The following is a 23462-nucleotide window of genomic DNA, read 5'->3' as shown; positions in this document are numbered from 1 at the left end:
CGAACCGGGGCGGTCGCCAATGGCCGCCCTTTTTTGCCGCGCGGCTTGCCACATCCACTTCCATCTGCGATTCCGTGTTCTCTCTCAGGGAGGATCATCGTATGCAGAACGGCAAGACCGCGATCGTCACCGGTGCAGGCACCGGCATCGGCAAATCGGTAGCGACGGCGCTGCTCAAGAACGGCTGGAACACGGTATTTTGCGGCCGCCGCAAGGACGTACTCGATGCGGCCGTGGCGGACGCGGGTCCGACAGAGGCAAAGGCGCTCGCCGTCTCCTGCGACATCGCCGTGCCGGAACAGGTCGATCAATTGTTCGCGATGGTCACCAAGACCTTCGGTCGGGTCGACCTGCTCTTCAACAATGCCGGAATGGGCTACAAATCGACGACCATCGACGAGATCCCGGTCGAGGTGTGGAATGATGTCGTCGGCGTCAATCTGACCGGCTCGTTCCTCTGCGCCCGGGCGGCCTTCGGCGCGATGCGCCGGCAGCGGCCGATGGGCGGGCGCATCATCAACAACGGATCCGTCTCGGCTTATGCGCCGCGCCCCGGTTCGGTCCCCTATACGGCGACCAAGCACGCCATCACCGGACTGACGAAGACGCTCGCGCTGGACGGCAGACCATTCGACATAGCCTGCGGACAGATCGACATCGGCAACGCGCTGACCGACATGGCCAGGCCGATGACGGTCGGCGTGCCGCAGGCGAACGGCACCATGGCGCCGGAACCGGTGATGGATGTGGACCGCGTCGCGGACGCGGTCGTTCACATGGCCAGCCTGCCGCTCGACGCCAATGTGCTGTTCATGACCGTGATGGCGACCAAGATGCCGTATATCGGCCGCGGCTAGGCGTGTCGATATTCAGGTGATGCCGGCCTGCGAATGGCGGCTTTCTGCGCTTCCGGTACTAGCGTACCTGAATGGACGGCTCCGTTCCGCTTCTCGAAAGCCACCATTCTCGCCTCGGCCTGACCTGAATCTCAACACACCTTCCATAAAGCTACCGAGATATTTTAATCATAAAATTTCATGCTTGAAACTTCCTGGTGGTTCTGCAATTCTGCGGCGGAGGACTGACGCAGGGCTGACGCCGCCCGCCGATTTGGGACACGTCGCATGACGCAGACTGGCTCTCCCCATCCCGCCGAAGGCGCCCAGATGGAGTTCCGTGGGCGCATGTCCTACGGCGACTATCTTCACCTCGAAAAGATACTCGATGCGCAGTCGCCGCTTTCCGCCGCGCATGACGAGTTGCTGTTCATCATCCAGCACCAGACCTCGGAACTGTGGATGAAGCTTGCCATCCACGAGATACGCTCGGCGTCCAGGGCGATCCATGAGGACAGGCTGCAGCCTGCCTTCAAGATGCTGTCGCGCGTGGCGCGGATATTCGAGCAGCTGACCGGCGCCTGGGATGTGCTCAGGACCATGACGCCGTCCGAATACACGCAGTTTCGCGGTTCGCTGGGGCAGTCGTCGGGCTTTCAGTCATATCAGTACCGGGCGATCGAATTCCTGGCCGGAAACCGCAACGAGGCGATGCTCAAGCCGCATGCGCACCGGCCGGAGGTGATCGCCGAACTCGAGGAAATCCTCGCCACCCCGAGCCTCTACGACGAGGCGCTGCTCCTGCTTTCGCGGCAGGGCTTCGACATTGGCGACGACGCCGGCAGGACCGACTGGCGCGCGACCCGGAAGCCGAACGATGCCGTCCTTGCCGCCTGGCGGCAGGTCTATCTCGCGCCCGAGAAGCATTGGATGCTCTACGAACTGGCCGAGAAACTGGTCGATTTCGAGGACTATTTCCGTCGCTGGCGCTTCAACCACGTCACCACGGTGGAGCGGATCATCGGGTTGAAACGCGGGACAGGCGGAACGTTGGGCGTTTCCTACCTGCGCAAGATGCTGGAGGTTGAACTGTTTCCGGAACTCTGGAAAGTTCGCACCGAGCTTTGATCGAAAATCTGGGAACGAAAACAACAATCAACGGGAGAAGAGAATGAAGAAGATTATCGCATCCGGTGTCTTGGGCTTGTCGCTCGCAACCTCCGGCCTTGCTTACGCCGAGCCGATCAAGATCGGCATGATTACGACGCTTTCAGGCGGGGGAGCAGGTCTCGGCGTCGACGTGCGCGACGGCTTTATGCTGGCGCTGAAGCAGGCCGGCAACACCGAGATCGACGTCGTCGTCGAGGACGATGCGCAGAAGCCGGAGACGGCGGTGCAGATCGCCGACAAGATGATCCAGAGCGACAAGGTCGATATCCTGACCGGCATCATCTTCTCCAACCTCGCAATGGCTGTGGTGCCGAACGCGGTCGCGCAGGGCAAATTCTATCTTTCGCCAAACGCTGGGCCGTCGGCGCTCGCGGGCGCGAAGTGCGACAAGAACTACTTCAACGTCGCCTGGCAGAACGACAATCTGCATGAAGCAATGGGCAACTACGCCAATACCGCCGGCTACAAGAATGCCTTCATCCTCGCGCCGAATTATCCGGCCGGCACCGACGCGCTCACCGGCTACAAGCGCTTCTACAAGGGCGAACTCGCGGGCGAGATCTACACCAAGCTCGGCCAGACCGATTATGCCGCTGAGATCGCCCAAATCCGCGATTCCGGAGCGGATTCCGTCTACATCTTCCTGCCCGGCGGCATGGGCATCGCCTTCATGAAGCAGTATGCCCAATCGGGCATCGAGATCCCGGTCACCGGTCCTGGCTTTTCCTTCGACCAGGATGTTCTCGGCGCAATCGGCGACGCGGCGCTCGGCGTCAAGAACACCTCGCAATGGTCGAAGGAACTCGACAATGCGGCGAACAAGAAGTTCGTCGAGGGCTTCCAGGCCGAGTACAACCGGCTGCCCTCGCTCTATGCCAGCCAGGGCTACGATACGGCGAACCTGATCCTGTCGGCGGCGACGACGGCAAGCGTCAAGGACGCTGACGCGTTCCGTGCGGCGCTCAAGGCCGCCAAGTTCAGATCGACCCGCGGCGACTTCAAGTTCGGCAACAACAACCATCCGATCCAGGACATCTACGTCCGCGAAGTGGTGAAGGAAGGTGACGTGCTGACCAACAAGATCATCGGCATCAGCCTCGAGGACCATCAGGACGCCTACGCCAAAGACTGCAAGATGTAAGGCGGGCGCTGCCCCTCACCCTTACCCTCTCCCCGCGATCCTTCGACAGGCTCAGGACGGGGAGAGGGGGGCGTCAACGCAGCCGCTCTCTCTCTTCTCCCCGTCACTTGCGGGGAGAAGGTGCCGGCAGGCGGATGAAGGAGGGATCGGCATTGCGGAATTTCCCAGTGAAAAGCTGAACAGGACCAACGTCTCCTTGTCCACGGCACTCATCATCGAGCAACTGCTGAACGGACTTCAGTTCGGCGTGATGCTGTTCCTGATGGCGGCGGGGCTGACGCTTATCTTCGGCGTGATGGGGCTGATCAATCTGGCGCACGGCTCGTTCTACATGATCGGCGCCTTCGCCTGCGCGGCGGTGGCCGCGGCGACCGGCTCCTTCTGGCTTGGGCTGGCCGCCAGCCTCGCTGCCGCCGCTGCCGCCGGAGCGCTGGCCGAACTCGTCGTCATCCGGCGGCTCTACGATCGCGACCATCTCGACCAGGTGCTCGCCACCTTCGCGCTGATCCTGATCTTCTCGGAAGGCACGCGCTGGCTGTTCGGGTCGTTCCCGCTCTATCTCGATATTCCGCCGGCGCTTTCAGGCGCGGTCGATCTGCCCGGCGGCGCGCGCTACCAACTGTACCGGCTGGCGATCATCGGCGTCGGCGTGCTGGTGGCGGTTGGGCTTTATTACCTGATCGCCCGGACCCGGCTCGGCATGCGCATCCGCGCCGGCCAGTCGGACCGCGAGATGATCGCCGCGCTCGGCGTCGACATCGGTACGCTCTACACGGTGGTTTTCGCGCTCGGCGCAGCCCTTGCGGGTCTCGCTGGCGCGCTGGTCGGCGCGCTCCAGTCGGTGCAGGTCGGCATGGGCGAACCCGTGCTGATCCTCGCCTTCGTGGTCATCGTCATCGGCGGCATCGGCTCGATCAAGGGTGCGCTGGTCGGCGCGGTGCTGGTCGGCCTGACCGACACACTCGGGCGGTTTCTGCTGCCCAAACTTTTCGCGGCCTTTCTCGGTCCCTCCGAGGGCGCGACGGTGGGCGCGGCGCTTGCCTCGATGCTGATCTATATCGTCATGGCGCTCATCCTGGCGTTCAGGCCGAAGGGCCTGTTCCCGGCGACAGCATGAGCAGCCGGATGAGCCGCGAACGGGCGATCAATCTGCTGCTGGCAGTGCTCCTGCACGCCGCACCGCTGGTTGCGATGGCGATTGGCGAGCCGTTCTACATCACGCTCGCGACCCGCATGGCGATACTGGCGCTCGCCGCCGTCGGCCTCAATTTCGCGCTCGGCCTCGGCGGCCTGGTCTCGTTCGGCCACGCCGCATTTTTCGGCATCGGCGGCTATGTCGCCGGCATATTTTCCAGCCACGCCTTCAACCAGACGCCGCTTTTCTCCTGGCCGTTCGAGTTTTTCGGCAGCGATCAGATGCCCATAATCTGGCTAGCGGCGATGCTGGTTTCCGCGCTGATAGCGCTGCCGATCGGCGCGATCAGCCTCCGGACCGCCGGCGTCTATTTCATCATGATCACGCTCGCCTTCGCGCAGATGATCTACTATTTCGCGATCTCCTGGCCGGCCTATGGCGGCGAGGACGGGCTTTCGATCGTTGTCCGCAACGGCTTTCCGGGCGTGAATACCGCCGTTCCGCTGACCTTCTTCCTGATCTGCTATATCCTTCTGCTGGCGGCGCTCGCGCTGTTCGCGGTCGTACGCGACTCGCGCTTCGGTGCGGCGCTGCAGGCGGGGCGGCAGAACGAGGTTCGGCTGGCCGCCGTCGGCATCGCGCCGTTCCGGATAAGGCTCGCGGCCTTCACCATCTCGGCTGCGATTACCGGGCTTGCCGGCGCGCTGCTGGCCGATTTGAACCGCTTCGTCAGCCCGTCAATGCTGTCCTGGCAGATGTCGGGCGAACTGATCGTGCTGATCATCCTAGGCGGCACGGGGCGCCTGTTCGGACCCGTCGCCGGCGCGATGCTGTTCGTGCTGTTCGAATTCGTGCTCGGCGGGTTGACTGAGCGCTGGCAGTTCTTCCTAGGTCTCATCCTGCTCGGCGTGGTGCTGTTCGCGCGCGGCGGCTTGATCGGCGTGCTCGCCGGAAAGGCTCGCCATGGTTGAGCCGGTCCTGTCCATACGCGATCTCAGGAAATCCTTCGGCGCGCTGAAGGCGACCGACGGCGTCGGCCTGGATCTGCGGCCGGGCGAGATCCACGCGCTGATCGGCCCCAACGGCGCCGGCAAGACGACGCTGATCCATCAGATCGCGGGCGGCATTACGCCCGACAGCGGCGAGATCATTTTCCTCGGCGAAAATATCGGCGCGCTGGGCGTCGCAGCCCGCGCCCGCCGCGGCCTCGGCCGCAGCTTCCAGATTTCCTCGCTGGCGCCGGAATTTTCGGCGCTGCGCAATGTCATGCTCGCTGTCCAGTCGCGGCAAGGATCGAGCTTCCGCTTCTTCCGCCCGGTGATGAACGACCGGAGCTTGACCGAGCCGGCAATGGCGATGCTGGAGCGCACCGGCCTGACGGCCCGCGCCAATGTGCCTGCGGCCGAGCTTTCGCATGGCGAGCGCCGGCAGTTGGAGATCGCCATCGCGCTTGCGCTCGGGCCGAGGGCGTTCCTGCTCGACGAGCCGATGGCCGGCATGGGACCGGAAGGCTCCCGTGCGCTAACGGGTTTTCTTAACGGACTGCGGCACGAGGCGCCGATCCTTCTGGTCGAGCACGACATGGATGCGGTCTTCGCGCTCGCCGACCGCATCTCGGTGCTGGTCTATGGCCGCATCATTGCCACCGGCACGGTCGACGAAATCCGCGGCGATGCCGAAGTACGCCGCGCCTATCTCGGAGAGCGGCCGTGACGTTGCTTCAGGTCAGCGGGCTGGAAAGTTTTTACGGCGCGTCGCAGGCGCTGTTCGGCGTCGAGTTTTCGGTCGGCCAGAGCGAGGTCGTCGCGCTGATGGGGCGCAACGGCATGGGCAAGACCACGGCGATCAGTTCGGTGCTCGGACTAATCCGCCCGCGCGGCGGAAGAATCCGCTTCATCGGCAAGGACATTGCCGGCATGCAGTCCTATCGGATCGCGCGGCTCGGGATCGGACTAGTGCCGGAGGGGCGGCGCTGCTTTCCCAACCTGACGGTGCGCGAGAACCTGGTCGCGGCGGCTCGGCGGGGACCGTGGACGCTGGCGCGCATCAACGCCCTTTTCCCGCGAGCTCGAGGAACGGCAGGACCAGTATGCGCATTCGCTTTCCGGAGGCGAGCAGCAGATGCTGGCGATCGGCCGTGCGCTGATGACCAATCCGCAACTGCTCATCCTCGACGAAGCCACGGAAGGCCTGGCGCCGGTCATTCGGCAGGACATCTGGGCGGCGATCCGGCGGCTGAAGGCGGATGGCCAGTCGATCCTGGTTGTCGACAAGACGCTCGCCGAACTTTTGCCCGTGGCCGACCGCTGCTTCGTGCTGGAAAAGGGCCGGACCGTGTTTTCCGGCAAGCCGGACGAGCTTACGCCGGAACTGCAGGACCGGTATCTCGGCGTCTGACGCCCGAGCTGATGTTGGAGAAGAAAAATGACCGCCGATCCCGTCCACCAGGTGCTGCACCCGGCGAACTGGAAAACCGCCAAGGGCTATGCAAACGGCATCGTCGCCGAGGGCCGCACCGTCTATCTCGGCGGCCAGATCGGCTGGACCGGCTACCAGATATTCGAGGCCCATGATCTCGCCGGCCAGACGCGGCAGACGCTGCAAAACATCGTCGACATCGTCGCGGAGGCCGGTGGGCGGCCGGAGCACATCGTCAAGATGACCTGGTACGTGACCAGCAAGACGGAATATCTCGCCAATCTGCGCGAGATCGGCGAGGCTTATCGCTCGGTGATGGGCAAGCACTATCCGGCGATGGCGATGGTGCAGGTAGTGGCGCTGATGGAAGACGCCGCCAAGGTTGAGATCGAGGCGACGGCGGTTCTGCCCAAATAGCTCTAAGCTGCCGCTGGCCGCGCCTTCAGGAAATCCGCCATCCTGTCCAGAGCGCGCAGGATGTTCTCTTCCGAATTGGCGTAGGACAAGCGGACATAGCCTTCGCCGAGCACGCCGAAATCCGGCCCGCCGATCAGCGCCACGCCGGCTTCATCGAGCAGCGCCGAGGCGAGCTTCTTGGCCTTCCAGCCGGTCGCCGAGATATTCGGAAACGCATAGAACGCGCCTTTCGGCGTGATGCACGAGACGCCAGGCAGCAGGTTCAGCCCTTCGACGACGACCTTTCGCCGCCGGTCGAAGGCGCGCATCATGTTATCGACCTCGTCCTGCGGGCCGTCGATCGCGGCGATGCCGGCATACTGGCTCGGCGCGTTGACGCAGGACCAACAATTCACCGCGAGCTTGCGCACCTTGTCGTAGAGATGATTGCTCTCGGCCGAATTCGGCCAGATCGACCATCCCATGCGCCAACCGGTCATCGCCCAGGTCTTCGACCAGCCGTTGAGCACGATCAGCCGATCGCGGATTTCCGGAAATTGCAGCAGCGAGCAGTGCTTCTCGCCGTCATAGGTCATGACGTCGTAGATCTCGTCGGAGAGGATGGCGACGTTCGGATGCGCGGCCAGCCCGGCGACCAGCTTCTCGATCTCGGCGCGCGGCGTCACGCCGCCTGTCGGGTTGGCCGGCGAGTTGAGGATCAGCAGCCGCGTCCGCGGCGTGATCAGCGCCAGCGTCTCCTCGGCCGAGAATGCAAAACCATTGGCTTCGCGCATCGGCACCGGAATGGGGGTCGCGCCGGTGAATTCGATCATCGAGCGGTAGATCGGAAATCCGGGATCCGGATAGAGAATGTCGGCGCCCGGTTCTCCGAACATCATGATCGCCGCGAACATGGTCGGCTTGCCGCCGGGCAGGATCATCACCGATTCCGGCGAGACCTCGACGCCGGTCATCGCCAGGGTGCGGCGAACCACGGCTTCGCGCGTCGCCAGCAGCCCGTTGGCGGGCGTGTAGCCGTGATGCCCGTCGCGCAACGCCTTGATCGCCGCCTCGACGATATGCTCCGGGGTACGGAAGTCCGGCTGGCCGATGCCGAGATTGACGATGTCGCGGCCCTGTTGCGCCAGCGCCGTCGCTCGCGCCAATACGGCAAATGCATTTTCTTCGCCGAGACGGTCGAAGGCCGCGATTGTTTGGAGCATGTTTCACATCCATCTGGTGCTTATGCCGCGAATGGGCTTTTGTGAACGTCCCGCCGGAAATGTCAACGCAATGGAGCAACGCTTGTCGGACGATCTGAAGAATTGGCAGCCGCGGCCGCGTCCCGAGCGCAAGGTGTTGGAGGGTCGCTATGTCCGGCTTGAGCCGCTCGACGTGGCAAGGCACGGCGACGGCCTCTACGAAGCTTCGTCGGTGCCGGATGCGGGAGATCGATTCCGCTGGCTGTTCGACTATCCGCCGGAAAGGCGCGCCGCCTTTCAGCCCTGGCTGGAAAAAGCGGCGGCGAGCGAGGATCCGCTGTTCTTCGCAGTCATCGACAAGGCCAGCGGCAAGGTCGCCGGGCGGCAAACGCTGATGCGCATCGAGCCTGCCCATGGCGTGATCGAGATCGGCAACATCTACTGGGGACCGCTCATCTCGCGCAGACCCGCAGCGACGGAGGCGCAGTTCCTGTTCATGAAATACGCGTTCGACGACCTCGGCTATCGGCGCTACGAATGGAAATGCAACAACGCCAACGAGCCGTCGAAGCGGGCGGCCAAACGCTTCGGCTTCCAGTTCGAGGGCGTTTTCCGGCAGAATCTGGTAGTGAAAGGGCAGAACCGGGACACGGCGTGGTATTCCATCATCGACAAGGAATGGCCTGCGCTGAAACGCGCCTATCGGGAATGGCTCGATCCGGCTAATTTCGACAGCGAAGGCCGGCAGAAGCGGCGGCTCGAAGAGCTCCGCGCCAAAGCGGTCGCATAGCAGACGGAATAGATGAGCGGCAATCACGATCACGGCCACGGCGGCCACAGCCACGCCGGCGCTCATGCGCACGACGCGAACAAGTCGCGGGTGCTGATCGCCGCCATCCTGACGGCCGGCTTCATGGTGGCCGAAGCGATCGGCGGCGTGCTCACCGGTTCGTTGGCGCTGCTCGCCGATGCCGGCCACATGCTCACCGATTCGGTGTCGCTGGTGCTGGCCTGGTACGCCTTCCACCTCGCCACCCGCGCCGCGACCGCGCGCATGACCTACGGCTTCGACCGGGTGAAGACGCTCGTCGCTTATACCAACGGGCTGACCGTGTTCGTGATCGCGCTGTGGATCGTCTACGAAGCCTGGCATCGGCTGAACGAACCCTCGCCTGTGCTCGGCGGCCCGATGCTGCTGGTCGCGCTGATCGGGCTGGCGGTCAACATCGCCGCTTTCTTCGTGCTGCATGGCGGCGATCGTGAAAGCCTCAATATGCGCGGCGCCATACTGCATGTTGTCGGCGACCTGCTCGGCTCGGTAGCGGCACTTGTGGCCGCGCTCGTCATCCTGACCACGGGCTGGTACACGATCGACCCGATCCTTTCGGTTCTGGTCGCGCTGATCCTGTTCCGGAGCGCCGGGTCGCTGGTGCGCGAGGCCGGGCATCTGCTGCTCGAAGGCGTTCCGGCGAGCCTCGACCGGGACGGCATCGCCAAGGATATCGCGGCGCATGTCCCGGGGGTCCGCGAAATCCATCATATGCATGTATGGTCGCTCGACGGCTCGAAGAACATGGCGACGCTTCACGCCTGCCTGGATGACGGCGTCGACGCCCATGCCGCGGTGAGCGCCGTCAAGCAGCGCCTTGCCGCCAACCACGGCATCAGCCATGCGACCGTCGAGCCGGAATACGGCCACTGCGCCGATGCGCACGAGCATGGCAACGACCACGGTCATGATCATGCTGGGCACAAGCATCGCCCCGGCAAGACGGCCGTCCGATGATCCGCAAGGACCGCAACGCGCTGGCGGCAGCGGCAGTCATCATGCTCGCCTTCGGCCTGACGGCGTTCTACCTGCCGGCCATAATGCTGGCGGTGGGCGAGGTGTCGCCGATCGCGGCAGGCGGCGTCGCGCTGCTCTTCATCGCCGCTTTGTTCATCGTGTTCTGGCTGCGCGCACGCAGCCAGCAGGGAAAAGAGGACTGAATGCGCATACTGATTACCGGAGCGGCCGGCATGGTCGGACGCAAGCTCGTTGCGCGATTGCTGCAGGACCGGCAACTGGCGGGGCGGACGATCACCGCGCTCGACCTTCACGACATCGTTGCACCGGAGACGCCGCAAGCGGGCGGGATTTCCATCCGCGCCTTCACTGGCGACCTTGCTGCGGCAGGCGCCTCGGAGGCTTTGATCGCCGACCGTCCGGACATGATCTTCCATCTGGCGGGCGTCGTTTCGGGCGAGGCGGAGACGAATTTCGATCTCGGCTACCGCGTCAATCTGGACGGCTCGCGGGTCCTGTTCGACGCCGTCCGGCTGGCCGGCTACAAGCCGCGCCTGGTCTTCACCTCGTCGATCGCGGTTTTTGGCGCGCCGTTCCCGGAGGTGATTCCCGACGAGTTCCACCCGACGCCGATGACCTCCTACGGGACGCAGAAGCTGATGGCCGAGGCGCTGCTCTCCGACTATACGCGGCGCGGCTTCTTCGACGGCATCGGCATCCGGCTGCCGACGATCTGCGTACGCCCGGGCAAGCCTAACAAGGCCGCTTCCGGCTTCTTTTCCAGCATCATCCGCGAGCCGCTCGCCGGCCAGGAGGCGGTGTTGCCCGTGCCGCGCTCGGTCGTGCATACACATGCCAGCCCGCGCTCGGCGGTCGGTTTCCTGATCCGCGCGGCCGGCATCGACGGCGCGCTGGTCGGCCCGCGCCGCAATCTAACCATGCCGGGCGTCGGCGTGACGGTCGGCGAGCAGATCGAAGCGCTGGAGCGCATTGCCGGTGCAGATGTCGTGAAGCTCATCCGCGAAGTGCCGGACGCGGCGACCTGGGCGATCGTCCAGAACTGGCCGACGCGCTTCGAGGCGCGGCGTGCGCGCGAGCTTGGGTTTACGGCTGAGCAGAGTTTCGACGAGATCATCCGCGCGCATATCGAGGACGAGCTGGGCGGCTGAGATCAAAGTGGGGTCGCTGGCGCGCTTCATCATCGCCACGCCCGGTTTTCACCGTCTGGCCATTGTCAAAGAACGCTCCCTTTGCAGGGAGAAATCGGGAAGCGGGGCGCTTGGCCTTGCCTACCGAAACTTATATACGTGGCGCAGCTTCCGCGCCCCGCCGGTGTCTGTCGCCCCAGTCGGCCGGTCACGCGCCCCGCTCCATGTTCTTTCCATGGACAATGACGCGCGGATGATCCGCCTTCCGTTCACGAAGCATTGGCGCTTCGCTCGGAATGCCGGCCCGTCGGACGCCCTCGGAGCCATGGGTTCCGATCCCATGGCGGGAGGTCACCGCCGTTCTGCCTGATACCCGGTGCGCACCAGGTCCCGCCAGAACGGTGAGGAGATTATGCGCGAGGAGCGGGGATGTGTGGATAAAACGCCGCTCCAGATTTCTTCGAAAATCTTTTATCTTCCTGATCTGAAAGGCGGATTTCTTCGATCGGGCCGAAAGGGAAGCGAATCCTATCCACAGTCTGGACCGGACTAGTTGATGATACCGTCAATCTTAGCCGGGACCCATTCCTGAACTTCGAATCCAGATTCGAGGGTTGCTGGCGTCGGCTGCAAATCCTCAGCGCCAAGAAGGTTCGAAGCGCCGATTGGGAGGAAAATCAAGCGTTAAGGCTGGCGCCGAGCAGGGCAAGGCCGAGCAGGAAGACCATGGCCGCGCCGGCGATTTCGATCGTGGCGTGGACGCGATTTCCGGCGCGGCCGTCTCCGGCGATGGCGACAGCCCAGTTCTTGGCGGTGACCGCGATGGTGGCGAGCACGGAGACGGTGATGGCCGTGCCGAGCGCCATGGCGAACACCGACAGCACGCCGCCGGCCCATAGCCCGTTCAGGAAGGCGAAGGAGAGCACGATCAGAGCGCCAGAGCAGGGACGCAGGCCGACCGCTGCGACTGCCGACCACGCGGTTTTCCAGTTGAAGCGGTCGCCCGAGATCATCGCCGGGTCGGGCGCGTGCGAGTGACCGCAGGTGGCGCAGACCTCGCCCGCCGCATGGGTATGCGAATGCGCAGCGTGATCATGGGTGTGCGCCGCGTGCGCGGCGTGGTCGTGGGAATGGGCGGCGTGGGAATGGGCGTGACCATGGTCGTGATGCGCATGGTCGTGCGAACAATTGTCATCGTGGACGTGATGATCGTGCCCGGCATGCGAATTCGCTTGCGCCGCCGAAAGGCTGCGCACCGGATTGCCGCGGAACAGGCCGACAATCCGCGGCCCGGCTTTCCGCCACAGGAGCCATGCGCCGAAGAGCGTGATCAGCGCGTAGCTGGCGACCTCCAGGAACCATGTCGCGTCGGTCATCGAGACCGCCGTGCCGCGAAGCACCAAAAACACCAGCGCCATCACCACGATGGCGGTCAGCGCCTGCAGGAAGGCCGACACGAAGGACAGCATGATGCCGCGCCTGAGCGCCACTTCATTGGCCAGCATGTAAGACGAGATCACCGCCTTGCCGTGGCCGGGACCGGCGGCGTGAAAAATGCCGTAGGCGAAGGACAGCCCGACAAGCAGCCAGACCTGGCCGCCATCCTCGCGCATTCCCTTCAGCGCGCCGGTCAGCGAGCGGTAAAAGCCCTGCTGCTGGACGTTGATCCAGTTCATCCAGCCGGCGAACAGGCCGGTGGAGGGCGCAACTGCTTCGTTGGCGCCGATGCCGAGCGAGCTTTGTGCGTGGGCATGGCCGAGGAAATGGGTGAGAACATAGGTAATGGCGAGGATTGCGAAAACGATGCGCGTGGCGGTTTTGTTCACGAGATCATCCTTGCGCCTGACAATTGAGTTCAAGCCGGGTGGCGAAGATCTTGCTCAGATCGGTGCCGGAAGGGTCGTTGAAGAAAGCGTCGGTTAGATTGCTTTGGTTCTGCGCGATCGCCTCGTCAGGGTCGGGGCGGATGACGCTTCGCTTGCAGGTCGAGGGTAGGTCCTTCACGGCCATGTTCTCGTCCTCGACGAAGTCGATCGCGGTGTAGAAGGTCGGGTCGTAAACCCCGAAATCGACCTTGCCGGCTAGCTTAAGCGGCTCTTTCGGCTCGGATTCGAAAAGGACAATGAGCTGATCGGCCTCGTAATTGGCAATCAGCGTCGGCGGCGGCTTCATCGACACGTCCTTGCCGTTGGCGGTGACGAGCTGAAAATAATCGTATTCGGCCAGCGAGGCGTAGACGGTGTTGGAAACATCCTGCAACTCGGCATCATCGAGCTTCAGATCGGCGTTCTTGTCGAACTCCATCAGCACGGTCGAGGAGAACAGATCGTCGAAGCGCCAGAGGTGGCGCAGCGACTTGACCGTCTGATCCGGGTTGACCACTACATCCAGCCGCGCTTCGGCCAGGACATGAGGATGGACGCGGACGGGCGCTGAAGAGCCGAGAACCATGGCAAGCGCCGAAGCCAGAATCGCTGCTCGCCTTGTGAGATGCATTGCCGGTTCCTGTGAAGATAGAGCCACGGAGAGTTATCATAAACCCGGCGAAATTGGGACCGGCGCCGGCACAATCCTCAGTCGCGATCCCTTACCTTGAACCACTGCACCAGGAAATCGACAAAGACGCGGACCTTGGCCGGGAGATAGCGGCGGTGCGGATAGACGGCGAAAATGCCGCCGCCGGGCAGGATCCGGTCGTCGAGCATGGCGACCAGCTTGCCGTCGGCGATGTCGGGCGCGGCGATGAAGTCGGGCAGGATCGCGAAACCGAGCCCGGCGACGGCCGCGGCGCGCGCGGCCATCGGGCTGTTGACCTCGATCGGACCGGAGACGGAGACACTGATCATCTCGCCGCCGTCACCCAGGAACGGCCAGTTCGATAGCCAGCGGCCGTTGGTGTCGATGATGCAGGGCAGGCCGGCCAGATCCTGCGGCCGTTTCGGCTCGCCATGCATTTCAATCAGTTCGGGCGAGGCGCACAGGCATACTGAAAAAGGCGCGAGCCGGCGCGCGATCAGTGACGAGCTTTCCAGCCGCGTGATGCGGACCGCCAGGTCGAAGCCTTCCTCCACCAGATCGACGAAACGGTCGTCGAGATTGATATCCAGCACGATGTCCGGATGCTCTTTGGCGAAGTCGATGAGCGACTGGCCGACCGGCGCATCGGCGAAGGAGCGGGGCGCGGACAGCTTTATGCGGCCGCGCACGTCGCCGGACGATTCGCGCACCACGTCGGCCAGATTGTCGATCTCGCGGACGATTTCGGAGGCGCGCTTGTAATAGGTGTGGCCGGCTTCGGTCAGGGAAAACTGCCTGGTCGTGCGGTTGAGCAGCAGCGCGCCGAGTTCGTCTTCCAGTTCGCGGACATATTTCGACAGCAGCGCCTTGGAGCGGCCGATCTTGCGGCCGGCGGCGGAAAAGCCTTCCGCCTCGACGACGTCGATAAAGGCGCGCATACGGGTCAGTGTGTCCATGCTCAGGCCTTTCCCGCGGCGGCGAGGACTTCGCGGCCGAGCCTGATAAGCGCAAGGTCGCTTCCTGCAGGCCCGAGCAGAGAAATGCCGAACGGCGCGCCATGCACCTCGCCCAGCGGCAGCGTGATCTGCGGGAAGCCGGACAGGCCGGAAAGGCAGAGCAGCCTCAGCGCGCGTTCGCGATAAGCCTGCAAATCCTCCTGAGAGGAGGTTTTGAGGGGTGCCGCGCCGGGGACGGTGGGCATGACCAGAAAGCCATCGTTGCCGAGCAGGCTGGCCAGTTCGGCGCTGAATGCATTTCGCCGCCGGGCCTCGGCAGCGGCGACTTCGCCGTCCAGCGTTGCGCCGAACTCGAAACGGTCCCTGACGCCGGGACCGAGACCGCGATCCTTTTGCGAAATCCAGTCTCCATGGACGGCCCAGGCTTCATAAGCCTGCAGCTTGCGGAAGCACCAGTAGAGGTCGTCGACGGAGTGGGAGAGGACAGGGGCGGTTGCCGGCTCGCCGGTGACGGTGGAGATGACGCCGACCATGCGACGGTATTCGGCGGCTTCGGCCGGGCCGAGGAGGAGAGCGTCGAGGGTGGAGAGGCGGAGGGGATGGATAAGCCCTGCAAATTGCCCCTCACCCTTACCCTCTCCCCGTGAAAAACGGGGAGAGGGGGGCTTCAACGTCGGCGACTCCCTCTCCCCGTTTTTCACGGGGAGAGGGTAAGGGTGAGGGGCAGAGCCAGCGTCACTTATTGGCGCTGCGCCCAGCACCACCTCCGCCACCTTCTCATAAATCCCGATGTCGCGCGCGAACCAGCCGAACGTGTCGAGGCTCGGCGCCAGCGGCATCGTGCCTTCAAGCGGAATCCGTCCATGCGTGGTGCGCAGCCCGACCAGCCCGCAAAAGCTCGCCGGCGCGCGGATCGAGCCGCCCGTGTCGGAGCCTGTCGCGATGTCGGCGAGGCCGCCGGCGACCGCGGCCGCGGAGCCCGAGGACGAGCCGCCGGTGACGCGATCGGGCGCGGCCGGGTTCACCGGATGTGGAAAATGCGCATTCTGGCCCATCAGTGAAAAGGCGAGTTCGTCGGTCTGGGTCTTGCCGACGAACTCCGCGCCGGCGTCTAAAATCACCTGCACGGCGGGCGCGGTTTTTCCGCCGGCGCCGCCTCCTGATACCGCTGAGGGTTGCCGCAGCCTGTCCTGTAGCCGGCGACGTCGAAAATATCCTTCACCGCCAGCCGAAATCCCGCCAAGGGGCCGGATTTTGCATGCGGAACAGGCACTTGCGGCAAATCGAGGAAAGCGTTGAAGGGATCGTGCTGAAGAGACATCGTTCACCGTGGGAATACAATCCGTTCAGCATTGTTCGACACAGCGATTTTTTCAAGCAGGGGTACGATTTTTATTGATTGTGACGGACACGTTTCATATATCGCGCTTGCCCAAAGTCGCACGTGCCTGTGGGTGTCCGCCGATCCTCGAATGGCGAGGGATATCGGTAAGGTAACTGGAGCTAACCCCTCCAGTCGGTTCAGCGGCCAACCGCCAAACCGAGGACACCTTGAAGCAACGACGGTGCGGGCCTTTCTGGTTCTCTTCCGGTTGTCCAAAGACCGGGGTTACTGAAGAGGCACACCTTCATTGCCGGCAGTGCGGAACGGGTCTCCCCAATCCAAGCCAAGGCAGACAAAGCGAACCGAGGCCGGGCAAGGCCAAGGTTCACCGCCGCGAGACGGCGCTTCATGGTTCCGGGGTCTCCACCGGCTGGTCCCATGAATTTCCGTCCCGCCTTTGTTTGACCAGCGTGTTCGCTGGGCCGCCGGCCCGCGTCCCCGCAGCCCTTGCACGCGCCGGAAGGCGCGATTGGAGAGACTTATGGCCACGCAGCGCATCCTCGACTTTCTCGCCACCCGACGTCCGAACGGCCCCTGCCTCGTCGTCGACCTCGACGTCGTGCGCGACAATTTCCGCGCCTTCGAGAAGGCGCTTCCGGATTCCAAGATTTATTACGCGGTGAAGGCAAACCCGGCGCCGGAGATCCTGCGCCTGCTTGCCTCGATGGGCTCGTCCTTCGACACCGCGTCAGTTGCCGAGGTCGAGATGGCCATGGACGCGGGGGCTCCAGCGGACCGCATCTCCTTCGGCAACACCATCAAGAAGGAGCGCGATATCCTGCGCGCCTATGAGCTGGGCATCCGGCTGTTCGCCGTGGACTGCGTCGAGGAGGTCGAGAAGATCGCCCGCGTCGCCCCTGGCGCGCGCGTGTTCTGCCGCGTGCTGACCGACGGCGAAGGCGCCGAGTGGCCGCTGTCGCGAAAATTCGGCTGCGTGCCGGCGATGGCTGTCGACGTGCTGCGCCGCGCCAAGTCGCTCGGACTCGACGCTTATGGCGTGTCGTTCCATGTCGGCTCGCAGCAGACGGATCTGTCGGCCTGGGACCGTGCGCTGGGCGACGCCAAGCAAGTGTTCGCGACGCTTGCCGCCGAAGGCATCGTCTTGAAGATGGTCAATATGGGCGGCGGTTTCCCGACCCGTTACCTGAAGGACGTGCCGGCCGCCCGTGCCTATGGCGAAGCGATCTTTTCCGCGCTGCGCAAGCATTTCGGCAACAACATCCCGGAAACCATCATCGAGCCGGGCCGCGGCATGGTGGGCAATGCCGGCGTCATCAAGTCGGAAGTCGTGCTGATTTCGAAGAAGGCCGACAACGACAATGTGCGCTGGGTGTTTCTCGACATCGGCAAGTTCGGCGGCCTCGCCGAGACGATGGATGAGGCGATCCGCTATCCAATCGTGACGGCGCACGATGGCGGCGAGACGGCGCCTTGCGTGCTTGCCGGCCCGACCTGCGATTCGGCCGACGTGATGTACGAGAAGACGCCCTATCCGCTGCCGCTGTCGCTGACCATCGGCGACGAGGTGCTGATCGAGGGGACGGGCGCATACACCACGACCTACGCCTCGGTCGCCTTCAACGGCTTCGAGCCTCTCCGATCCTACGTGATCTGACGGCTTCAGCCGTCGGATCATCCGTTCCAGACGGCGACACACGCCTGAAACGGTTTGCTTGTGGAACAGATTTCCGCTTGTGAAGGATTACGGAAATGGACTTTTCTCCTTTTGTTGAAGCCGGTCTCGGCGATTTCCCAGTCTCCCCCTCAAGGGAGGAGATTGGCGGCGCCTTGGCTTTCACCATCATTGCCGAGACCTCCGTCGACGTCCCTGCGCGCGAGGCGCTGCTTGATCGCGCCATGGGTCCGAAGCGTCGGAAAAAATCGTCAGAAAAGCTGCGTCGCGGCCGCAGGCCGTCGGAAGGGCTGGCCTTTGTCGCGCGCGATGCGGCTGGAACCGTGGTCGGCACGGCCCGGCTGTGGGATGTGGCGGTGCCGAGCACTGCCGCGGCGATCTCACGCGGCCGCTTCGCCGCCACCCTCTCCCCAAGGGGAGGGAATCCTCCGCGCTGCTGCTCGGACCGCTTGCGGTCGATCCGTCGCAAAAAAGCGCCGGAATCGGCTCGGCGCTGGTGCGGCACGCGATCGCCGAGGCCCGGCGTCTCGGTCATGGCGCCATCCTTCTGGTCGGCGACGCGCCTTATTACGGAAGGTTCGGCTTTTCGGCGGAAAAGACCGGCCGGCTGGCGATGCCCGGCCCATATGAGCAGCACCGCCTTCTGGCGCTCGAACTCCGCGAAGGGGCGTTGGACGAGGCGGCCGGAACCTTGCGGGCTGCTGGCCGGAAACTCAGCTCCGGCCGGATGCAACTCGCGGCGTAGCACATAGGCGGCATCCCGACAGGGTCGCCGCCAGCGGGTTCAGATGATCTGGCTGAGCGCCATGGCGACCGACATGTCGCCTTCGACCTTGATCTTGCCGGTCATGAATGCGGTCGTGGGGCTGAGGTCGCCGGCAACCAGGGATTCCAGATCTTCCAACGCGAGCTTGATGGTGCAGTCGGTCGGCGCATCGGTGGTCGATATGGTGGCGCCGTCGATGACGATCACGCCGTCCGCGCCGGTATCGAACTTGACCGAGCGGTCGAAGCCGGAGCCTTCAACCTGCGCCTTCATCTTGTCGGCAATTTCCTGAACGCCCATGATCTGCTCCTTGTCCATCGCGCTTTTCGCTCCCCTATAGCCTTGCATTTACGTTTACGTCAACGCAAGTGGCGGGCGAGAATCGACTGTGCGTCAACACAGGGCCCGACAACCGGAATCGGTTTCGGGAAGGATCACGAGCAGGTTCAAAGCCTTAGTGGGCCGGCGGCGGGGTGGGCTGAGATGCTTTCTCCGCGTCGATGGCCTTCGTGCGGCGGCGCACCGAGTTGTCGCGGATATCGTCCTTGGAAAGGAAGTCGATCTGCTCGACCAGTATGTCGTCGACCAGCGTCTCCTGCACGCGGGCATTGATGGCATCGCGGATGCCGGCCCGGAATGTCTCCAGGTCGAGCGTCTCGTTGACGGAGAAATCGAGCTGCGGATTGGAATAGAGGTAGGAATACACCTCATCCACCAGGATCGCCTCGGCCGGAACGGAAAGCAGCTTGAGCTTCGCCGGATCCACCACATAAACCAGGCGCGCAAGGAAATAGCCGTCGATGCGGGAGTTCCTGAGGATCGGGACCGAGATCACGTCGGTCTTGACGTAGTCGAGGCCGCCGAACAGCGCCGGGCCTTTCGCGTCCGCATTGGCGCCGGACGTCTGGAACGAATAGACGACGGCGCCGATGGTGACGACGCAGATCCAGATCGCCGCGGCGATGAATTTTATCAACGCGCCCACCCGAATTCGCCGGCCGAGTAGGTGCCGTCAGTTTCGGAGCGCTGGATGGCGTTCTGCATCAGATTGGCAACCTCGCTGACCGCGTTCAGATGGGCGCGGATGGCGGCCTCGTTGGAGGCGAGCTTTTCGCGCAGCCGCTTGATGCCGTCGCGGTGCTCGGCCAGGAAATCGCTTTCACCGACGCCCTTCATGGCGCGGGTGAGTTCGTAGAGATAGCGGCTCTTGCGGGCGTTCGACGATTTGATGTCGAAACCGAGGTCGGTGCGGATCGCAACCGTCTCCTCCTCGACAGCCTCCTCGATACGTCCGATGAGCGCTGAAAAGTTTCCCGGCCTCGCAGGGGTGGGCTCCGGCGCGGTGGTGCGGGCCGGCAGGTTCTGGACAAATTGCGTGTAGTCCGACATCGTTGTTCCCGTACTCAGGATTTCGTTTCGGTAGGGTTGGCCTGGTCTTCAGATAGCGAGCGGGCGACGTTGCGCTGCATCTCCTGCACCAGCGCCGTCGACAGCATCGCCTGCTGGTCGGCCTCGGTCCGGTCCGGTCCGCTCGAAACGGGACCGACCGGCCGCGTCTTCTCGCCCTCGACATAATGATCGCCAAGGATGCGGTCCGAAATACCGATGCCGCCGCGTTCGGCCATGGCGTCGGCCAGCTTTCCCGCCAGCATGGATTTCCACATATCGCCGGCGACACCCTTGCCGTAGACGTTTTCGGCGTTCTTCGGCAGCATGTTCTGGATGAAGGTTTCGAGCACCATCGCTTCGAAGCGCTTGAACGTATCCGGAGATTTGCCCCGCTCCGCTTCCGGCGCGGATGAACTGCGCATGTCACCGAGCGAAAAAGCCGCCGCCGCTCCACCGACGGCGCCGCCGCGCCGCGCCAACTGGGCGCGCGCTGCCTCGACGCCGGCCGGCTCGACGGCCCGCGCCACGTCCAGAACGATGTCACTCGGTGGGGAGATCGCCACAGCCGATCCTTGTCAGTTTTCCTGACCCGCAGGATGGCTCAACAAGCTTGTGGCAGGCTTGCGAGGGGAAGAGCTGTATTTATGGTGGAGCGGAGCATGTGCGGTGTCTCGCGCTTGGTCCGCGGAAGCCTATATAATGGCGGCATGAAAATGCGCGCGCTTGACCACATCGTGCTCTGCGTCAACGACGTTGCAGCCACCCGCCGCTTCTACGAGCTCGTGCTGAACATGGAGGCGCGGGAAGAGCGGCCTGGCAAGTGGTCGTTGCATTTTGGCACGAACAAGATCAGCCTTCAGGATGCCCGTTTATCGCCAAGCATCGCTCGCCACACCGTCCCGGGTAGCGGAAATTTTTGCTTGCTTACCGACACCCCTCTGGACGCGGTTGTCCTGCACCTCAAACGCCAGGATGTAGAGATTGTCGATGGGCCGGGCGAGCGGGCCGGGGCGATGGGCAAAATCCTGTCGATCTATTTCAATGATCCGGACGGCAATCTGGTTGAGGTGAGCAATCAGCTTTAGCCGGAATTGCGAAAGGCCGCTTTGGGGTCGGAAAGCGAATTCCGGAGTGTCTGCAAAATGGCGCAGGCCTGCCGCGTTTGCGGGGGAAGGCAGCGCCTTGAACCACCGTTGTTTACAGTTTGTTAAGTCGGGCGACATCAATGGATGTCTGGTTGTTTAATAAAAGAGTTACGATTTCGATGAAGCTCGCTTTGGCTATCCTGTTTGTCCTCACATTGGCGATGTCCAACCCGGTCCACGCGAAAACGATCTGCACGATCGTTGCGGATGCAGCGGATGGCAAGGTTCTCCTGGAAACAGGTGATTGCAAAACCCGCGTGACGCCCGCTTCGACAACCAAGATCGCCTTTGCGGCAATGGGTTTCGACTCGGGTTTTCTGAAGGACGCGCATTCGCCGACGCTGCCTTTCAAAGAAGGTTACGCCGATTGGCGTGGCGATGTGTGGAGGCAACCGACCGACCCCGCGAGATGGTTGAAATATTCGGTCGTATGGTTCTCCCAAGTGCTCGCGCATGAGCTTGGTGAAAAGCGTCTTGAGCGCTACGCGTCGGAATTCGGATTCGGCAATGCCGACTTCACCGGCGACCCGGGCAAAAGCAATGGCCTGGATCGCGCGTGGATATCTTCCTCGCTGAAGATTTCACCCGAGGAGCAGGTGATTTTTCTGCGAAAACTCGTCAATCGGACGCTGCCGGTCGCACCGGACGCCTTCGACAAACTGTATGAATCCGTCGAGATGACACCGCTGCCCAATGGCTTGAATGTTCATGGCAAGACGGGCTCGGCCTTTCCCAGGAAGGCCGATGGCAGCTTCGATCGTGCGCGTGCCTATGGCTGGTTTGTCGGATGGGCATCGAAAGGCGACCGCACCATTGTCTTCGCTCGCCTTGAGCAGAGCGAGAAAAAGGGGACCGGCGGAGGAATCCGCGTTCGCGAATCCTTCCTGAAGGAATTGCCCTCGCTTGCGGATTCCCTGGTGCGCTAGCGCCCGCAGCACAATCCGCTACACAGGCTTCCGCTATTCGCCCTGCCGCTTGCGCTCGATGATTTCGAGCCGCTCGCGATCGGCTGTCGCGGTCGTCATGTCGCGGGCGACCTAACCGCCCGCGGCATGGAATTAGGCCGAATTGGACTCGTTAGCTCGCTGCCTGGAAACGAATTTCGCCGTTGTTCAAGAAGCACGTCTTGTCGAACAGCGACAAATCCAGCGGGTTCGGCAACCGCACGTCGCTGATATCGGGACACGGCTTCTTCGAAGGATCGTATGATCGATCAATCTGAGAAATAAAGACGAGGATCAGTCCTCTATCCCGGGCAAACGACTTCAGCTTGCGAACCTGAGGCATCAGTTCCGGGTTTTCACGCTTCTGATCGAGTAACTGGAGATAGTCTATGACCACCAGCGTGCCGCGCGGCGCTGACTCAATTTCTTTACGATGTGATCGGCGCTTATGGCGTCGGAATTGTCGAATTCGAACAACCCGCCGAAATGCGCCAGTTCCGCCCCGATCACATGGGAACGATTCAGAATATCCTGCTCGGTGTATTCAAGCGTGAAGAAAACACTCCGATTGCCGGATTTCATCGCCTCCACGGCCAGTCCGAGGCTCATCAAGGTTTTGCCTTGACCCGGCCGCGCGCCGACCAGCACCAAATCTCCGGGACTCAACCTCGCAAATAGTTCGCTAACGGGCACGGCCCGAGATACTTTGGCCGCAAGCAAACTCCAACTGCTGAAGCCTTCTTTGGCGGCAGTTCGGTCAAGCGCTATGTGAAGTGGAATCTTTTTCTTCGCGGGATAAGAGTTTGGCTTTGCGTTTCAAATTATAAACAGGCGCAGACAGTTTCATCGAAAACCTCCTATCGCGAGCAATTTTCGCAATCCCTCCTTATGCTTGGTGCTCGAACAGTCGGTTCGATAATCACATGGCCCCGCATGAATTATGCTTTCCCGGACGGAGGGGGGAGGCGTGGGCTGCGCCGAATCAAATCATAACCCGGTTCTTGCCGAGGGAAAATTGGCTGCGTCCAGCACCAACGCAATAAAGTCAGCTCAGGGTCGACAGGCGAGTTCGAGAGCCCTTGTGAACAATGCGCATTGACCGTTCGCGTTCTATTCGCCCTGCCGCTTGCGCTCGATGATTTCGAGCCGCTCGCGGTCGGCATTGTCGCGGTCGTCTTGCCTGCGGATGTCGCGGTAAGCGCGCTCGACCATGTTGGTGCGGGCGGTGGCGGTGGCGATGCGGCCGGCCTCTTCGCGGGCCATCGCGATATTCTTCTCCTGGCGGGCAAGCGCCTGGCCGATGCGGCGGTTGTAGACTTCCGGAAACAGGATGGACATGGATTCCTCCGCGTCGAAGCGGGCGGCAAGCTCCGACGCCTCCTGACCGGCCGCCGCGGCGGCGGACAAAAAACCGGCATGGCGGGTCTCGTGCAGCGCCTTCAATTGCTCCTGCACCGTCACCAGCTTACGCAGCCGTTCCTTGCGGGTGGTCATCG

General features: G+C 63.1%; 23 protein-coding genes and 4 pseudogenes. 16 read left to right on the top strand and 11 right to left on the bottom strand.

The features are described 5' to 3' along the window. The first annotated feature begins 101 nt into the window (after positions 1-101). The 8 genes and pseudogenes from ACG873_RS19155 to ACG873_RS19120 all read left to right on the top strand — a co-directional run bounded on the left by ACG873_RS19155 (position 102) and on the right by ACG873_RS19120 (position 7117). Positions 102-857 carry an SDR family oxidoreductase gene (locus ACG873_RS19155; protein WP_394886748.1) on the top strand — a complete coding sequence of 252 codons (756 nt, stop codon included), beginning with the start codon at positions 102-104 and terminating at the stop codon, positions 855-857. Positions 858-1124: 267 nt separating this feature from the next. Continuing rightward, a complete protein-coding gene (kynA, locus tag ACG873_RS19150) occupies positions 1125-1964 on the top strand; it encodes a tryptophan 2,3-dioxygenase (RefSeq protein ID WP_394886746.1) in 840 nt (279 codons plus the stop codon). Between the two features lie 43 nt (positions 1965-2007). Then, positions 2008-3147, top strand: a complete 1140-nt coding sequence (locus ACG873_RS19145; protein ID WP_394886744.1) for an ABC transporter substrate-binding protein — start codon at positions 2008-2010, stop codon at positions 3145-3147. A gap of 196 nt (positions 3148-3343) precedes the next feature. Next, positions 3344-4264: a branched-chain amino acid ABC transporter permease gene (locus ACG873_RS19140; RefSeq protein WP_394886743.1), complete on the top strand. Its 921-nt coding sequence runs from the start codon at positions 3344-3346 to the stop codon at positions 4262-4264. A gap of 8 nt (positions 4265-4272) precedes the next feature. Beyond that, positions 4273-5253 carry a branched-chain amino acid ABC transporter permease gene (locus tag ACG873_RS19135; protein WP_394886741.1) on the top strand — a complete coding sequence of 327 codons (981 nt, stop codon included), beginning with the start codon at positions 4273-4275 and terminating at the stop codon, positions 5251-5253. Continuing rightward, a complete protein-coding gene (locus tag ACG873_RS19130; RefSeq protein ID WP_394886739.1) occupies positions 5246-5995 on the top strand; it encodes an ABC transporter ATP-binding protein in 750 nt (249 codons plus the stop codon). The genes ACG873_RS19135 and ACG873_RS19130 overlap by 8 nt, the downstream gene beginning before the upstream one ends. Continuing rightward, positions 5992-6679, top strand: a pseudogene (locus ACG873_RS19125) (ABC transporter ATP-binding protein). The gene ACG873_RS19130 and the pseudogene ACG873_RS19125 overlap by 4 nt, the downstream one beginning before the upstream one ends. Before the next feature lie 27 nt (positions 6680-6706). Continuing rightward, a complete protein-coding gene (locus ACG873_RS19120) occupies positions 6707-7117 on the top strand; it encodes a RidA family protein (protein ID WP_394886737.1) in 411 nt (136 codons plus the stop codon). A gap of 2 nt (positions 7118-7119) precedes the next feature. Here the strand turns inward: ACG873_RS19120 and ACG873_RS19115 are convergent, their stop codons facing one another. Continuing rightward, positions 7120-8319 (bottom strand): pyridoxal phosphate-dependent aminotransferase, encoded by a 1200-nt coding sequence (locus ACG873_RS19115; protein WP_394886736.1) that lies wholly within the window; start codon positions 8317-8319, stop codon positions 7120-7122. A 70-nt stretch (positions 8320-8389) separates the two neighbouring features. Between ACG873_RS19115 and ACG873_RS19110 the strand changes: the two genes are divergently transcribed. From ACG873_RS19110 to denD, 4 genes are read left to right on the top strand one after another with little or no spacing between them, the layout of a single operon-like run. Beyond that, positions 8390-9088, top strand: a complete 699-nt coding sequence (locus tag ACG873_RS19110; protein ID WP_394886734.1) for a GNAT family N-acetyltransferase — start codon at positions 8390-8392, stop codon at positions 9086-9088. 12 nt (positions 9089-9100) lie between these two features. Continuing rightward, positions 9101-10084, top strand: coding sequence for a cation diffusion facilitator family transporter (locus tag ACG873_RS19105; protein WP_394886732.1), 984 nt, complete (start codon positions 9101-9103; stop codon positions 10082-10084). Beyond that, entirely contained in the window at positions 10081-10287 is a 207-nt protein-coding gene (locus ACG873_RS19100; protein ID WP_394886731.1) for a hypothetical protein, read from the top strand. Before ACG873_RS19105 ends, ACG873_RS19100 begins: the two co-directional genes overlap by 4 nt. Then, positions 10288-11253, top strand: coding sequence for a D-erythronate dehydrogenase (denD, locus tag ACG873_RS19095; RefSeq protein ID WP_394886729.1), 966 nt, complete (start codon positions 10288-10290; stop codon positions 11251-11253). A 656-nt stretch (positions 11254-11909) separates the two neighbouring features. Here denD and ACG873_RS19090 read toward each other — a convergent pair. From ACG873_RS19090 to ACG873_RS19075, 4 genes and pseudogenes are all read right to left on the bottom strand, one after another. After that, on the bottom strand, positions 11910-13058 hold the full coding sequence (locus tag ACG873_RS19090) for a nickel/cobalt transporter (RefSeq protein ID WP_394886727.1): 1149 nt from the start codon (positions 13056-13058) through the stop codon (positions 11910-11912). 4 nt (positions 13059-13062) lie between these two features. Beyond that, the gene (locus ACG873_RS19085) at positions 13063-13728 is read right to left on the bottom strand and encodes a DUF1007 family protein (protein ID WP_394886726.1); all 666 of its coding nucleotides are present in this window, start codon (positions 13726-13728) and stop codon (positions 13063-13065) included. A 77-nt stretch (positions 13729-13805) separates the two neighbouring features. Continuing rightward, positions 13806-14705 carry a LysR family transcriptional regulator gene (locus ACG873_RS19080; protein WP_394886725.1) on the bottom strand — a complete coding sequence of 300 codons (900 nt, stop codon included), beginning with the start codon at positions 14703-14705 and terminating at the stop codon, positions 13806-13808. Between the two features lie 2 nt (positions 14706-14707). Further along, positions 14708-16026: pseudogene (locus ACG873_RS19075) on the bottom strand (amidase family protein). Positions 16027-16570: 544 nt separating this feature from the next. On the opposite strand from ACG873_RS19075, the gene odc2 reads away from it, so the two are divergent. Beyond that, positions 16571-17704 (top strand): ornithine/lysine decarboxylase, encoded by a 1134-nt coding sequence (odc2, locus tag ACG873_RS19070; RefSeq protein WP_394886723.1) that lies wholly within the window; start codon positions 16571-16573, stop codon positions 17702-17704. A 95-nt stretch (positions 17705-17799) separates the two neighbouring features. Then, positions 17800-18467: pseudogene (locus ACG873_RS19065) on the top strand (GNAT family N-acetyltransferase). Between the two features lie 39 nt (positions 18468-18506). On the opposite strand, the gene ACG873_RS19060 reads toward ACG873_RS19065, so the two are convergent. From ACG873_RS19060 to ACG873_RS19045, 4 genes are all read right to left on the bottom strand, one after another. Further along, complete coding sequence (locus tag ACG873_RS19060; RefSeq protein WP_394893611.1) at positions 18507-18788, bottom strand: SCP2 sterol-binding domain-containing protein; 282 nt, start codon at positions 18786-18788, stop codon at positions 18507-18509. Between the two features lie 154 nt (positions 18789-18942). After that, positions 18943-19464 carry a hypothetical protein gene (locus ACG873_RS19055; RefSeq protein ID WP_394893609.1) on the bottom strand — a complete coding sequence of 174 codons (522 nt, stop codon included), beginning with the start codon at positions 19462-19464 and terminating at the stop codon, positions 18943-18945. Next, complete coding sequence (locus ACG873_RS19050) at positions 19461-19877, bottom strand: hypothetical protein (protein ID WP_394886722.1); 417 nt, start codon at positions 19875-19877, stop codon at positions 19461-19463. Before ACG873_RS19050 ends, ACG873_RS19055 begins: the two co-directional genes overlap by 4 nt. A 14-nt stretch (positions 19878-19891) precedes the next feature. Further along, positions 19892-20440 (bottom strand): rod-binding protein, encoded by a 549-nt coding sequence (locus ACG873_RS19045; RefSeq protein WP_394886721.1) that lies wholly within the window; start codon positions 20438-20440, stop codon positions 19892-19894. A gap of 150 nt (positions 20441-20590) precedes the next feature. Between ACG873_RS19045 and ACG873_RS19040 the strand changes: the two genes are divergently transcribed. Continuing rightward, positions 20591-20962, top strand: coding sequence for a VOC family protein (locus tag ACG873_RS19040; RefSeq protein WP_394886719.1), 372 nt, complete (start codon positions 20591-20593; stop codon positions 20960-20962). A gap of 179 nt (positions 20963-21141) precedes the next feature. Next, positions 21142-21948, top strand: a complete 807-nt coding sequence (blaOXA, locus tag ACG873_RS19035) for a class D beta-lactamase (RefSeq protein WP_394893607.1) — start codon at positions 21142-21144, stop codon at positions 21946-21948. 151 nt (positions 21949-22099) lie between these two features. Here blaOXA and ACG873_RS19030 read toward each other — a convergent pair. Continuing rightward, a pseudogene (locus ACG873_RS19030) lies at positions 22100-22813 on the bottom strand (DNA helicase). 263 nt (positions 22814-23076) lie between these two features. Further along, entirely contained in the window at positions 23077-23460 is a 384-nt protein-coding gene (locus ACG873_RS19025; protein ID WP_394886718.1) for a hypothetical protein, read from the bottom strand. Positions 23461-23462: the final 2 nt, after the last annotated feature.

Source organism: Allomesorhizobium aridi, assembly GCF_043769475.1.
GTDB lineage: Bacteria > Pseudomonadota > Alphaproteobacteria > Rhizobiales > Rhizobiaceae > Allomesorhizobium.
Note: the sequence above shows the minus strand (reverse complement) of the source record. Positions and strands in the feature narration are given on the sequence as shown.

Excerpts from the sequence above, each read along its gene's own strand:
- denD (WP_394886729.1), top strand. The coding sequence starts at position 10,288 with ATGCGCATACTGATTACCGGAGCGGCCGGCATGGTCGGACGCAAGCTC.
- ACG873_RS19040 (WP_394886719.1), top strand. The coding sequence starts at position 20,591 with ATGCGCGCGCTTGACCACATCGTGCTCTGCGTCAACGACGTTGCAGCC.
- odc2 (WP_394886723.1), top strand. The coding sequence starts at position 16,571 with ATGGCCACGCAGCGCATCCTCGACTTTCTCGCCACCCGACGTCCGAAC.
- ACG873_RS19085 (WP_394886726.1), bottom strand. The coding sequence starts at position 13,728 with ATGCATCTCACAAGGCGAGCAGCGATTCTGGCTTCGGCGCTTGCCATG.
- ACG873_RS19120 (WP_394886737.1), top strand. The coding sequence starts at position 6,707 with ATGACCGCCGATCCCGTCCACCAGGTGCTGCACCCGGCGAACTGGAAA.
- ACG873_RS19105 (WP_394886732.1), top strand. The coding sequence starts at position 9,101 with ATGAGCGGCAATCACGATCACGGCCACGGCGGCCACAGCCACGCCGGC.
- ACG873_RS19130 (WP_394886739.1), top strand. The coding sequence starts at position 5,246 with ATGGTTGAGCCGGTCCTGTCCATACGCGATCTCAGGAAATCCTTCGGC.
- ACG873_RS19155 (WP_394886748.1), top strand. The coding sequence starts at position 102 with ATGCAGAACGGCAAGACCGCGATCGTCACCGGTGCAGGCACCGGCATC.
- ACG873_RS19025 (WP_394886718.1), bottom strand. The coding sequence starts at position 23,460 with ATGACCACCCGCAAGGAACGGCTGCGTAAGCTGGTGACGGTGCAGGAG.
- ACG873_RS19110 (WP_394886734.1), top strand. The coding sequence starts at position 8,390 with ATGGAGCAACGCTTGTCGGACGATCTGAAGAATTGGCAGCCGCGGCCG.
- ACG873_RS19100 (WP_394886731.1), top strand. The coding sequence starts at position 10,081 with ATGATCCGCAAGGACCGCAACGCGCTGGCGGCAGCGGCAGTCATCATG.
- ACG873_RS19060 (WP_394893611.1), bottom strand. The coding sequence starts at position 18,788 with ATGGGCGTTCAGGAAATTGCCGACAAGATGAAGGCGCAGGTTGAAGGC.
- ACG873_RS19115 (WP_394886736.1), bottom strand. The coding sequence starts at position 8,319 with ATGCTCCAAACAATCGCGGCCTTCGACCGTCTCGGCGAAGAAAATGCA.
- ACG873_RS19050 (WP_394886722.1), bottom strand. The coding sequence starts at position 19,877 with ATGTCGGACTACACGCAATTTGTCCAGAACCTGCCGGCCCGCACCACC.
- kynA (WP_394886746.1), top strand. The coding sequence starts at position 1,125 with ATGACGCAGACTGGCTCTCCCCATCCCGCCGAAGGCGCCCAGATGGAG.
- ACG873_RS19145 (WP_394886744.1), top strand. The coding sequence starts at position 2,008 with ATGAAGAAGATTATCGCATCCGGTGTCTTGGGCTTGTCGCTCGCAACC.
- ACG873_RS19135 (WP_394886741.1), top strand. The coding sequence starts at position 4,273 with ATGAGCCGCGAACGGGCGATCAATCTGCTGCTGGCAGTGCTCCTGCAC.
- ACG873_RS19080 (WP_394886725.1), bottom strand. The coding sequence starts at position 14,705 with ATGGACACACTGACCCGTATGCGCGCCTTTATCGACGTCGTCGAGGCG.
- blaOXA (WP_394893607.1), top strand. The coding sequence starts at position 21,142 with ATGAAGCTCGCTTTGGCTATCCTGTTTGTCCTCACATTGGCGATGTCC.